Raw genomic sequence first — 13323 nt, forward strand, 5'->3', positions numbered from 1 at the left:
TGATTATGAAAGTAAAAAGAATTGTAACAGCCCTGGGTTGTCTGCTAATAGTAAGCAGCCAGCTGTTTGCGGGCGCTCCGAAAGAAGTGGACGTTTGTATATATGGCGGGACTTCGGCAGGTGTAATAGCAGCTTACACCGCTAAGAAATTAAATAAAACGGTACTGCTGATAGAACCCACTAAACATCTGGGAGGGCTTACCTCCGGCGGTCTGGGATATACAGACATCGGCAACAAGTATGCGATCAGTGGTATCTCCAGGGATTTTTACCGCCGCATCGGTACCCACTACGGAAAGTTTGAACAATGGATTTTTGAACCACATGTAGCCTCCGAAACTTTTGCACAGTATATCAAATCGGCAAAAGTAGACGTGTTGTACGGTCATCATATCACTTCCGCTAAAAAGGAAAACGGCTACATCACGGAAATTACCGTGGAAGGTAACGATGCCCAGGTGGTACGCGCTAAAATGTTCATCGACTGTTCCTATGAGGGCGACCTGATGGCAAAAGCCGGCGTACCTTATACTGTGGGCCGCGAAGCCAACAGTGATTATAATGAAACCTACAACGGTGTACAGCTGAGAAACAAACACCAGTTTCCCGATGGCATAGATCCTTACAAAACACCCGGCAAACCGGAGAGCGGATTGGTATGGGGTATCAGCCCCGAAAAGCTGGATGCGCAGGGTAGCGGCGATAAAAAAGTGCAGTCCTATAATTTCAGGATCTGCTTAACCAGCGATGTTGCCAACCAGGTGCCGATCACACAGCCACAGGATTACGATGCTTCCCGCTACGAGTTATTGCTGCGCGTACTGGATAAAACACCGGCGAAAGATCTGTGGGCTTTTCTGAAGTTTGATCTGATGCCCAACAAAAAAACGGATATCAACAACAACGGTGCTTTTTCAACAGATATGATCGGGATGAACTATAACTATCCGGAAGCAGATTATGCTACCCGTAAAAAGATCATCAGCGACCATGAAAGTTATACCAAAGGACTATTGTATTTCATCGGGCACGATGCGCGCATGCCACAGCACCTGCGCCAGGAAATGTTGAAATGGGGATATCCTAAAGATGAATACACCGATAACGGTCACTGGTCTCCGCAGTTATATGTAAGGGAAGTACGCCGCATGATCGGAGACTATGTAATGACGCAAGCCAATTGCGAAGGAAAGGAAACGGTAACAGATGGCGTAGGTATGGCGGCTTATACAATGGACTCACATAACTGTCAGCGTATAGTCGTAAACGGTATGGTGAAGAATGAAGGCGATGTACAGATAGGTGGCTTTGGTCCTTATCCCATTTCGTACCGGTCCATCATCCCGAAAGCGACCGATTGTAAAAACCTGCTGGTACCTGTTTGCCTGTCGGCCACCCACATCGCCTATGGCTCCATCCGGATGGAACCGGTGTTTATGGTGCTGGGTCAATCTGCTGCCACAGCAGCGGTAGAGGCTATTGAGCATCATTCATCCGTACAGGATGTGCCCATTAAAAAAGTGCGGGAACGACTCACCTCCAACCCGCTGGCAGATAACAGCATCCCCGAAATACTGGTGGATAATGACGATGCCGCGCACGTAACCATCACCGGCGACTGGAAAAAGGACAAAAGAGGAAGCTACGGTCCCTCTATGTTTACAGATAATAGTAAGGGCAGTGTGGCAAAGTCGATCCGCTTCTCTCCGGAAATTATCCGGAATGGAACCTATCACATTTACTCCTATGTACCAAAGGTGGCTAACCTGTCCGGTACCACCCTGGTGAAGATCTTTGACGGTAAAAAGGTTAATGAGGTAAAGATAACAGCGGATGCTATCCGGGTAGAAGGACAAACTTCCGGTGAATGGGTAGACCTGGGCGCCTATCGTTTATCAAAAGGCCAAAAAGCCTACGTAGAAGTAAATAATGATAAGGCGGACGGTGTTGTAGTGGCAGATGCGATGCTGTTTATCGCTAAATAAAGACCAGACCAGGATTTAACGGATAAAAAGGATTAGCAGGATGGGTGGAGGAGATATGAAAGTAGTATAATTATATTATTACGCTCATATATCCTCCACCCATCCTGCTAATCCTTTTTCCGTTAAATCCTGGTTTTGTTTAGCTTTATGTTGAAACAAGAATAGCGAACAGAAATTGTCTATAAGAGCCGTCCATAACGAATACGTATTGCTTGAACTGGTGGCCAAAGGTGACCAGCAAGCTTTTGAGGACCTTTTCCATGCGTATCATCAGCAATTGGCGGAATATATATTCCGGCTTACCGAATCGCAGGAAATGACCGAAGATATTGTACAGGATGTTTTCATCAAGCTATGGATGAAACGGGAAACATTGCCGGGGCTCAACAATTTTATCCACTACCTGTTCATTCTCAGCAGGAACCATACTTTTAATTGTCTGCGTAAAAAGGCTAACCAGGAAGTGCGTCACCGGGAATGGGCCAGGCAGTTTGAAGAAGAGACATATATGAATACCGCTCCGGAAAATGACTATAGCACACTCATAGAAACAGCCGTGAGCAAGCTGCCACCCCAGCAGCAGAAGGTGTATTTACTGAGCAGGCATCAACGTTTAAAACATGAGGAAATAGCAGCGCAGCTGGGTATTTCTGCAGAAACCTCCAAAAAACACATCAAACTGGCCCTGCGCGCCATTACCCAATATGTGCATCAGCATATGGATACGGTTATATTATTGATACTTCTGTCCATTTTTGCAAATAGGTATACGCCGTTTTGCGGACAACCTGCCCTCTTTTTATAATCGCCCGGAAAAATCTTTTTCTCCCGTTACCCCTTTTTCCTACCCGGCGGGTCTTTACTACAGACAAGCTATTTTATCATCCTTTTTTAATATAACTGCATGTCAGATAAAAGACTGACCTATTTATTTTTTCAATATTTCAATAAGACAATCGCAGCGGAAGAGTTGGATGAATTGATGTTGTTGTTAAATGATCCGGTAAATGAACAGCGGGTGAAAGTGCTGATGGAAGAGACCTACCAGGTGTTTGAACCTGGAAAGCGGGTGTTGGATGATGTACAGAGCAAACAATTATTTACCCGGATACTGGCCCATAGTGAACCTGTTGTAAAGGAATTGCCTGTTGGCCGACGTCGCACAATGTGGTGGCGTATGACAGCGGCAGCAGCCGTGCTGCTCCTGTTTTCTGCGGGATTTTATTGGTGGTCTGCCGACAGGTCGCAGCCATCGGTTGCTACAGCAGATAACAGGACCGATGTGTTGCCGGGTGGCAGTAAAGCTACCCTGCTACTGGCAGATGGGTCCACCATAACGCTCGACAGTACCGGTAACCAGGTGATTAAGCAGGGCAACGCCACTATCAATCAGTATAATGGGCGCTTGCAATACACCGGTAATAATACGGCAACAGTGAGCTACAACACCCTTGCCACTCCGCTGGGCGGCCAGTTTCGCATCACCTTACCGGATGGAAGTAATGTGTGGCTGAATTCCGCCTCTTCTCTCCGGTATCCTACTGCCTTTGCAGGAAAAGAGCGGGTAGTGGAGTTGCACGGCCAGGGATATTTTGAAATAGCACAAAATGCCAATCAGCCTTTTAAGGTAAGGGTATTACCGGAACAGGGACAACATACGCTGGGAGAAGAAAAGGGACCTGAAAAGCAGCCGATGGAGGTGCAGGTATTAGGTACCCACTTCGACATTATGGCTTATGCAGATGAAAGTACCGTAAAAACCACCCTGCTGGAAGGCGCAGTAAAAGTAAAACAAGGCATTACCCAGGCCACCCTGGAGCCGGGCCAGCAGGCTGTATTAAACAATGCCAGCAATGCACTGTTTGTTCAGGCAGCCGATATCAACCAGGTGATTGCCTGGAAAACAGGATTTTTTGAATTTGCCAATACAGACCTGGCCACTATTATGCGTCAGGTAGCCCGGTGGTATGATGTAGAGGTGGTGTTCCGCAACAAACATCCTTCGGAACAATTCTTCGGACGTGTCAGCCGGAACATGCCACTATCACACATCCTGCGCCTGCTGGAAGAAAATGGGCTTCATTTCAGTATGGAAGGAAAAAAGGTAACCGTTCTTTAAAAAGCATAGGATAATAGATAATATAATAAACACCTGTACCTGAAATGAAATAAGAAGAGATACTGTAAACAGATAAAAATTAAACACGTACACGTTATGAAGACTTAATTCTCCGGGAAAGGGTTATCCATTAAAAAACCGGAAGTGCTACCAACACTTCCGGCGAACTATTGGATAATGCCGAAAAAAAACAATCCAGTCAAAGACTACCTATTCCGTCATTACCAAACATTACAAAAGTATGCATTTAAATTTTTGCAGAAAAGCCACGTTTAGTAGCGAACTAATATCAACCAGGTTCACCAGGGGCATTGAAGAACATGATCAGCGAAGTAAATCCGTCTGGCGCGGATTCGTTAAGACCGCTGAAAGACTTTATCAGCTTAGTAAGTCTTCGCCTTTAAAAAGACGAATTGTCATGCAGATGAAATTGACCACCTTCCTTTTATTCGCTGCCTGCTTACATATCAGTGCAGCCGGATTATCACAGGATGTAACACTTGCCGTAAAGGATGCGCCGCTTCGCAAGGTACTTCTGGAAATTTCCAGGCAAACAGGTGTTTCCATCGTTGCCAATGAAACATTATTTGTCGGTACGCAGCCAGTTACAATCAATGTTAAGGAACTGTCTCTCCGCGAGGTGCTGGATATATGCTTAAAGAACCAGCCTGTCGGTTACACGATAGAGAACAATAATATCATCATTAAAAATACTTCCCCGGGCCGGTCACCGGCCCCACCTGCCGCTGCTAAAGACACCGTGATACCTGTGTCGGGCGTAGTAACAGATTCCACAGGCGTGCCTATACCAGGTGTAACGGTATTGGTAAAAGATACCAGGTCGGGTACACAAACAGATGCCAGCGGAAGATTTACCCTGTCACTATCGCCGGGGCGTACACTGGTATTTTCATATACCGGTTATCTGTCACAGGAAGTGGCGGTAGGTAGCCGCACCAGCCTGCATATCAATTTAATGACCGACATCAAATCACTGGAAAGCGTAGTGGTAATTGGTTATGGTACCAAAAGAAAACAAAGCCTCACAGGCGCCATTTCTGTGGTGAATGCCGACGTAATCAAATCGCGGCCTATTACCAACGCAGTAGCAGCCTTACAGGGTCAGGTACCCGGCCTCGTTGTGCAAAGATCATCCGGACAACCCGGTAGTGAAGGATTTGATCTGAATGTAAGGGGATATTCATCTACCAACGGTGGTAATTCCCCGCTGGTACTGATAGATGGTATTGCTGGCAGCTTTGATCTTTTGAACCCTGATGATATAGAATCCATCACCGTATTAAAAGATGCTTCTGCTTCCATCTATGGCGCACGGGCGGCTAACGGCGTTATGCTGGTCACCACCAAAAGAGGAAAAAAAGGTACCCCCAGTATCAATTACAGTAACAATTTCGCTGTTTCAAAATTAACGGGCATGATGAAAAGCCCTACCAACTACGAAATGGCGGTGATGGATAACGAAGCTAATATTCACAACAGCTCCGCACCTATGTACACGCAGGATATGCTGCAAAAAATATTGAGCAACGATTCTAACCCCATTCCCCATCCTTTGTATGGTGGCTGGATGCTTTTCTTTACCAATACCGATTGGAAAAATGCCGTGTTTGAAAACGGTTTTCAGCAGAAGCACAGCCTGAATGTTTCCGGCGGCGGCAATAATTCGAGTTATTATTTGTCGGGCAGCTACAGTAACCAGGCGGGCGTTGTAAGATATGCGAATGATAACAACCGCCGTTACAACCTGCGGATGAATTATAACTACGATTTCTTTAAATGGTTAAGGCTGGAATCAAAAGTTTCTTTTGAAGATCAGCGACGCACAGATATCGGTGGCATGGGAGGATGGAATATTACCGAAGCTATTTTCGGAATGCCCAATCACCCCGTTTATACACCGGACGGTAAATTCTTCGCCCAGGGTGGATGGGGTAACGCTGTAGCACAGGCCAAAGAGGGCGCTACCGCTACTTTTAATACGCGGAACATCAATACCAATTTCAAATTAATCGCTGATATTACCTCCGACCTGAAACTCAACCTGCAAGCGGGCATTAACTACCAGACCGGTAAAGACGAGGATATTGCCAAAGCAGTACCCCTTTACAACTGGGACGGAGGCCTTGCCTACTATGGTATTGCCAGCAGTCCGGAGCTGGGTTCCCTTACACTTACAAGCAGGGAAGCAAAGTACCGGAACTTCACAGGCTATCTTGAGTACAATAAGAACTTTGGAAAACATGAGCTGAATGTGATGGCCGGTATGGCGCATGAAGAAAACGATGACAGCTGGTTTAGCGCCTACAGGGATCATTTTGTAACAGCGGATCTGTGGTCCATGAACCTCGGTGGTACCCAGAATATGAAGAATGATAGCCGCGGAACCCAATGGGCTATCAGCTCTGCATTTTCCAGGGTCAGCTATAGCTTCGATAATAAATACCTGCTGGAAGCCAATTTCCGGTATGATGGCAGTTCCAGGTTTCAGCAGGCAACACGATGGGGGTTGTTTCCCGGCGTTTCAGCGGCCTGGCGTTTGTCTGAAGAAAATTTCATAAAAGAGTCAGGTTTATTCAACGACCTGAAGTTAAGGGCCTCCTACGGCCAAACCGGCAACCAGGAAGGCGTAGGATTGTATGATTATATCCAGCTCCTGAATATCAGTGGTCCATATCCTTTGGGTCCGGGCGGGCAGAATCAATCTGCTGCACTCGCAGGCATGGTGTCATTAAACAGAACCTGGGAAACACTGATCAACCGCAACATCGGTATAGATGCTTCCGTACTGGCATCCAGGCTGAACTTCTCTTTCGATTACTTTGTAAAAACCAATAAGGACCTGTTGATACCGGTTACTTATCCTTCCCTTTTGGGCGCTACTGCTCCTTACTCCAATTCCGGAGAGTTAAAAACCTGGGGTTTTGAAGCTTCCCTGGGATGGAAAGATAAAATCGGAAAACTGGATTATTCTGCCCGCGTGATCATCAGCGATGCACAGAATAAGATTGTAAACTACGGCGGTGCAGATACTTATGTACCCGGACTGAATATGATCAGGGAAGGCTACCCGATCAACACCTATTTCGCCTATGTTTTTGATGGCCTTATCCGTGATCAGAAACAGCTGGACGAATATAAAAAACTGGATGGCGTGCCTTCGGATATTGGTATAGGTGATGCGATGTTTAAAGATGTGAATGGTGATGGAAAGATCAGCCCTTACAGCGATAAAGCCGGCAGCGATGGTGATGTGGTGAATGTAGGTAGCATTACTCCCCGTTACAGCTACGGTGTAAACCTGAATGCAAAGTACCGGAATTTTGATGTGGGTATCTTCCTGCAGGGTGTTGGTAAAAGGGTGATGTTCAGGGAAGGTGAATACGCCATGCCATGGAGTGATTGGTGGAGACAACCACCTGAATTTTATTATGGTCAGACATGGAATGAAGACCGCCCTGACGCCGCCTATCCAAGGCTCACGCATGGTAATATCAGAACCTGGAATTACCAACCTTCTACGCTCCAGGAAATCAATGCTGCTTATGTAAGATTGAAAAACCTGACCGTTGGTTATTCCCTGCCGGCACCAGTGCTGCAAAGGGTTTCCATCGCGCAGGCACGTATCTATTTCAGCGGTCAGGATCTGGCAGAAATCCATCATGTAAAAGGTGGATGGGACCCGGAATCATCGCAGAATGGTTTTAATTATCCATTCCAGCGTTTGTATTCTTTTGGCCTTGACATAACCTTTTGACCGACCAAAAAATAAATCATCAGTTATGAAAATATTGCTCAATATATATAAATACCTCCCGATTGTTTTGCTGCTGGGAGGCTGTCAGAAATCGCTGAACCTTACACCAAAAGATCAGATATCAGACGCCTCTTTCTGGCAAAGACCGGAAGATTTCGAGTTAGCGGCTACCGATTTTTATTATGGTTTGCGGGAAGTGCCGTCCACCGGAAGTAATAATGCCGATACCCGTTATGTAGATAACAATGCCGATATCTCTTTCGGTTCAGGCGCGAATGCTGTCAGCAATGGATCTTTCCTGCCGCAGGCCACGTCACCGATATGGGATATTGCATATAAACAGATCAGGGGAACAAATTACCTGCTGGCAAAAGCACAGGAATCAGGCTTAGGCACTGCATTGGATCGCTGGGTGGGAGAAGCTCTGTTCTTCAGGGCTTACAATTATTATAGGTTGCTGTTAGCTTTTGGCGGTGTTCCAAAAATAGATAAAGTACTGGAAGTCACTTCGCCGGAACTATACACACCAAAGGCCTCGCAAAAGGAGATCATGGATTTCCTGCTGGGTGATCTGGAAAGCGCCATCGATAAACTACCGAAACAAAGTGATCTGGGAGAAGCTGAAATAGGAAGGGTTACACAGGGCGCTGCACTGGCGCTGAGAGCCAGGGCTGCTCTTTATATGGGCACCTGGGCCAGGTATCACAATGAAGGCGATGCCGCCAAATATATTGACATCGCTATTGATGCAGCAGATAAAGTAATCACCTCCGGTGAATATGGATTGTATGAAGGTAAGGGAGCAGACAGCTATAAATATCTTTTTATCCTCCAGGGAGATGACAGCCGGGAAGTGATTCTTGCAAGAAGATATTATGCCAACAGGATTACGCATAACTGGACCCGTGAACTCTGGTTTAATGCGATGGTACCCACCAAGAACCTGGCAGACATGTATCTTTCGAAAGATGGGTTACCGACAACAAAATCTTCTTTATTCCAGGGATATAGCACCCTTACCAGTGAGTTCCAGGACCGCGATCCCCGTATGGCCATGACCTTTATTGTGCCGGGAAGCACCATCTTCTTTGAAGGCGGTATCTGGCAGCCTACTTTTCCGGGCTTTACCGGAACAAATGCCACCCGCACCGGTTATATGTTACGGAAATTCCTCGATGAAACCATTGAAGCAGCTACTTTCCTGGGTGCCTATGATTTTAAGGAATTCCGCTATGGAGAAGTACTGCTGATACTGGCGGAAGCGTTGTATGAAAAGAACGGCGCCATCCTGGATCAGGATCTTAACCGCACCATTAATGTGTTGCGGAAAAGAGTAAACATGCCGGCCCTGACCAATGCTTTTGTGTCGGCCAATGGATTAAATATGCTTGATGAAATACGGCGGGAACGCACGGTGGAACTGGCTTTTGAAGGATTCAGAAGAGATGATCTCAGGCGTTGGAAAACTGCGGAAACCACTATGCCACAAGCTATCAGGGGTGTTAAGTTCACGGGTACCGCCTACCAGCAACGATATCCTGATCTCCGGATTGGCACAGACATACAAGTGGATAACAACGGATTTATCATTGCGGAGCCTGCGGCATCACGGCACTTCCTGCCCAAACATTATCTGGACCCGCTGCCATTGCAACAGATCCAGTTATCACATCAAACACTCGTACAAAATACCGGTTGGTAATAACCGCTTGCTGATATAAGCTGCATCAGTTTGCAGCAACGCTCCCGCCGCTGCTATAAAGCGGCGGGAGCTATTTACCTATTAACAAAATTAAAAGTAGTATGAAGAAAATAGCACTGATTTGTAGCCTGGCAGGTTTCTTTTCAATGACGTCGTTTGCGCAGCATAAAGGACAGGTGGACGCTGCCCGTTTGCCGGTATTAAGTGGACATTATGCACCGGAATATACGTTTGATAAAACCGTAGATGAACAGGCATGGACAGCCACCAAGCCAGGATTAAATGTTTCCTTCGGTTCAACAGATAAACTTTTCTTCAGAACTGAAGTGCCCGTACAGCAGGCATCCCAGTCCTGGGAAGCCACCGGCTGGAAAGGAGAAAGACTCAACACACAAATACTGGTATGGGCCACAGACACCCTGCAACAGGTGCGCTTTAATGTAAGCGACCTGGTAAATGCCGATGGGAAAACGATCAGCAGCGGACAGGTAAAGCTCAACATGATACGGTATGTATTATCTAACTATCCTTATGCAGCAAAAGATGTTGTATGTGGCGAGTCGCCCTATAAAGACGGTTTCCTGATGCCCGACAGGTTTGAGCCCTTTGAACGTTTTGAAGTACCCGGTAAAACGGTAAGACCGGTATGGCTATCACTGGATGTGCCGTCGAATACAGCGCCGGGTTCCTATACAGGCACCGTCACCGTAAATACAACAAAGCATACCGCCACCTTACAGGTAAAAATTAATGTACAGAATCAGCTGCTGCCGACGCCGCACGACTGGGGATACCGGCTTGACCTGTGGCAGAATCCATGGGCAGTAGCATCTTATAATCATCTGAAGCCCTGGTCTGAAGAACATAAAGTACTGCTGAAACAACATATGCAGTTATACGCCGATGCCGGTGGAAAATATATTACCACCTACGGTGTGCATTCTCCCTGGTCCGATAACTCTTACCGTTTGGAAGAAGGCATGATCGCCTGGATAAAAGAAAAGAACGGCGACTGGAAATTTGATTACAGCATTTTTGATGAATATGTGGAGATGTCGATGAAGATGGGAATTGATAAGGCCATCACTGTATACACGCCAGTACCCTGGGGCAACAGGTTCCGCTACCTCGATGCTGCCACCGGTAATTATGTGTATGAATCATGGGCACCCGGCACTGCAAAATACCAGGAAAACTTTCACGTGTTCCTAACCGATTTTAAAAAGCACCTGGAACAAAAAGGATGGTTTGGAAAAACATACCTGGGCATTAATGAAAATGAATTGCAGCAAACACTGGACGCGATAAAAGTGATTAAGGCGCATTCATCTGCATGGCGCATTACTTATGCGGGCAACTGGCATAAGGAACTGGATACCCTCCTGGATGACTATTCCTACCTGTATGGCGAAGAACCCAGTCAGAAAGAGCAGGCGCAACGTTCCGCCAGGGGCGCTTCTACCACTGTTTATGTTTGCTGTAATCCGCCTTTCCCCAATAACTTCGTTTTTTCTCCACCCATAGAAGGCAGGTGGATCAGCTGGTATGCAGCTTCACGTGGCTATGACGGCTTTCTTCGCTGGGCATATGATGCATGGCCGGAAGATCCGATGAGAGATGCCCGTCATGGTACCTGGGCTGCCGGCGATTGCTTCATGATTTACCCCGGCGGCAACAGCTGCATCCGTTTTGAAAAGATGCGGGAAGGGATCGTGGATTTTGAAAAGATACAGATCTTAAAAAAACTGGCTGCATCATCCAAAGACAAAGAAGTAAAAAAACTGTGGCAGGACTTTACACAACATTTGAAAATCTTCAGCAACGAACATGCTTATGTAGAAGAAAAAATTACGGGTGATGTGGATAAAGGAAGAAGTATGATGGAAACATTAAGTAATAAACTGGCCCGTTGAATGTAAAACACGTAAACAGTATTATGAAGATCAGGATATTATTATTGCTGCTGCTTGCATTATATGCAGGCAGCAGTTGCCTGGGAAACAACCTTCCTGGTAAAGTGCACTACAGCGAATATGAAGATTATATACTTACCCATGTACTGACGCCAACCGGGCCGGTACCAACCGCACTGGACCCCAATGGCGTGTATCCTTATGTTAGTTATGCAGAAACTTCCAACCGGCCGGTATTGAAAAAATACCAGTTTGTAGTACTGGAAAATGATCGGATGAAAGTGACGATCTGTCCCGGTTTGGGCGGAAAAGTTATCTCTATGATCCACAAACCGTCAGGGAAGGAAGTGTTGTATACACCCGGTGTGGTGCGGTATACAAGGATATTGCCGCGTTTTTATTTTGTGGCCGGTGGTATCGAAGTCAGCTTTCCTATTTCACATTCTCCTTCACAGAACGAGCAGGTGCTTTACAGAATTGATAGTACACAGGACAGGGTGTATGTTACCTGTGGCGAAAGGGAACTGCGTTTTGGTATGCAATGGTCTGTAGAATATTCATTAGGTCAGGATGATCATTTTTTAACGGAACGGGTGAAATATCATAATCCCGGTACCCATGCCTATCCCTGGATGAGCTGGTCCAATGCGGCCATGCCTTCTGCTGCGGATACCAGATACGATTTTCCCAAAGGAAGTGTACTCTCGCATGCATCCGTAATAGATACGATAGACTGGGCGGGACAGGGCCCAAAAACAGAACAGGATATTAAAGAGATGACCGGTTACTTCTGGAGAACAAAGGATGTAAATGCTTTTGGTGCTTTTACCCCTTCTCTGGGAACAGGACTTTATCATATTGCAGCCGATAAAATAGCACCCGGTATTAAGTTGTGGAGCTACGGAAGAGCGGGCGATAGCAGTTGGGCCACCCTCAGTACTGCCCGTCATGAACCCTATGTAGAGTTGCAGGGAGGTCCTGCCGGCGACCAATCCATTAAGCAGGAGCTGCAACCCAAACAAACGGGGTGGCATGTGGAATACTGGATACCTACCGATAAAGAGCTGGATATTTATTCGCTGAAGATGCCCGCCAATCATTTAAGACCAGTAGCAGATATTCCTTTATTTGAATGGGCACGGAAGGGAGAAGTGAAAGTGTGGAACGGTTTGATAACCGCTTATAAAACGAATGCCGCTTTACCTGATCCTCCGGGAATAGAAGAGCTCCTTTGGGCGCCTTCTGGTATGGAACAGCTGGATGCCCCTTTTAAACGGGCTATAGAGAAAACCAGTGGCAATATACAGGACCGCTGGAAATTTTATTATGGCGCATGGCTGGCCGGCAGGGGAAGAAATGAGGATGCGATGCACATATTATCTACCACTAAAACCGGATTAGCGAAGGTATTGTTAGCCAGGTTGCTTAAATTGAAGGGAGATATGCAGGGCGCAGCAAAAGCATTTGAAGCCATTAACGAACCCTGGCTGCAGATACATCCGCAGATCATCGTGGAAAGAGACAAGGTTTTACGCAACATGGGTTTACAAACAATCGCTGAAAGGGGAAGCTGGTTAACGAAAGTGGCGGCATTGACAGACGAATGGATTATTGAAAGAAGGATACAATTGCTGATAGACCAGGGCATGTTGCAACAGGCTAAAAACCTGTTGTTATCCACGCATTTTCAGCCGGTGCATCAAACCTATACGCGCACAGGATTATGGATGCAGCTGTGTGAAAAACTGAAAATGCCTTTCCTGCCTATACCGGCCCAGCTGGGAGAAGACCGGCTGGCCAGGTTCGGTGCGTACAGGGAATATGAGTAA

The 13323-nt window shown here is 46.5% G+C and carries 7 protein-coding genes; all 7 read left to right on the plus strand.

From position 1 onward, the window contains the following. Positions 1–5 precede the first annotated feature (5 nt). The 7 genes from ABQ275_RS00785 to ABQ275_RS00815 all read left to right on the plus strand — a co-directional run bounded on the left by ABQ275_RS00785 (position 6) and on the right by ABQ275_RS00815 (position 13323). Positions 6–1985 (plus strand): FAD-dependent oxidoreductase, encoded by a 1980-nt coding sequence (locus tag ABQ275_RS00785; protein ID WP_349316354.1) that lies wholly within the window; start codon positions 6–8, stop codon positions 1983–1985. Positions 1986–2160: 175 nt separating this feature from the next. Next, positions 2161–2790, plus strand: coding sequence for an RNA polymerase sigma-70 factor (locus ABQ275_RS00790; protein ID WP_349316355.1), 630 nt, complete (start codon positions 2161–2163; stop codon positions 2788–2790). Positions 2791–2889: 99 nt separating this feature from the next. Beyond that, positions 2890–4104: a FecR domain-containing protein gene (locus ABQ275_RS00795; protein ID WP_349316356.1), complete on the plus strand. Its 1215-nt coding sequence runs from the start codon at positions 2890–2892 to the stop codon at positions 4102–4104. Between the two features lie 418 nt (positions 4105–4522). Further along, entirely contained in the window at positions 4523–7879 is a 3357-nt protein-coding gene (locus tag ABQ275_RS00800) for a TonB-dependent receptor (protein ID WP_349316357.1), read from the plus strand. 25 nt (positions 7880–7904) lie between these two features. Beyond that, on the plus strand, positions 7905–9581 hold the full coding sequence (locus tag ABQ275_RS00805) for a RagB/SusD family nutrient uptake outer membrane protein (protein WP_349316358.1): 1677 nt from the start codon (positions 7905–7907) through the stop codon (positions 9579–9581). A gap of 101 nt (positions 9582–9682) precedes the next feature. Continuing rightward, a complete protein-coding gene (locus tag ABQ275_RS00810; RefSeq protein WP_349316359.1) occupies positions 9683–11494 on the plus strand; it encodes a glycoside hydrolase domain-containing protein in 1812 nt (603 codons plus the stop codon). 23 nt (positions 11495–11517) lie between these two features. Continuing rightward, a complete protein-coding gene (locus tag ABQ275_RS00815; RefSeq protein WP_349316360.1) occupies positions 11518–13323 on the plus strand; it encodes a DUF5107 domain-containing protein in 1806 nt (601 codons plus the stop codon).

Origin of the sequence: Chitinophaga sp. MM2321, assembly GCF_964033635.1 — a bacterium.
Lineage (GTDB): Bacteria > Bacteroidota > Bacteroidia > Chitinophagales > Chitinophagaceae > Chitinophaga.

Bases quoted from the DNA above. Each gene is read 5' to 3' on its own strand.
- ABQ275_RS00785 (WP_349316354.1), top strand. From the start codon at position 6: ATGAAAGTAAAAAGAATTGTAACAGCCCTGGGTTGTCTGCTAATAGTA.
- ABQ275_RS00795 (WP_349316356.1), top strand. From the start codon at position 2,890: ATGTCAGATAAAAGACTGACCTATTTATTTTTTCAATATTTCAATAAG.
- ABQ275_RS00800 (WP_349316357.1), top strand. From the start codon at position 4,523: ATGCAGATGAAATTGACCACCTTCCTTTTATTCGCTGCCTGCTTACAT.
- ABQ275_RS00805 (WP_349316358.1), top strand. From the start codon at position 7,905: ATGAAAATATTGCTCAATATATATAAATACCTCCCGATTGTTTTGCTG.
- ABQ275_RS00810 (WP_349316359.1), top strand. From the start codon at position 9,683: ATGAAGAAAATAGCACTGATTTGTAGCCTGGCAGGTTTCTTTTCAATG.
- ABQ275_RS00815 (WP_349316360.1), top strand. From the start codon at position 11,518: ATGAAGATCAGGATATTATTATTGCTGCTGCTTGCATTATATGCAGGC.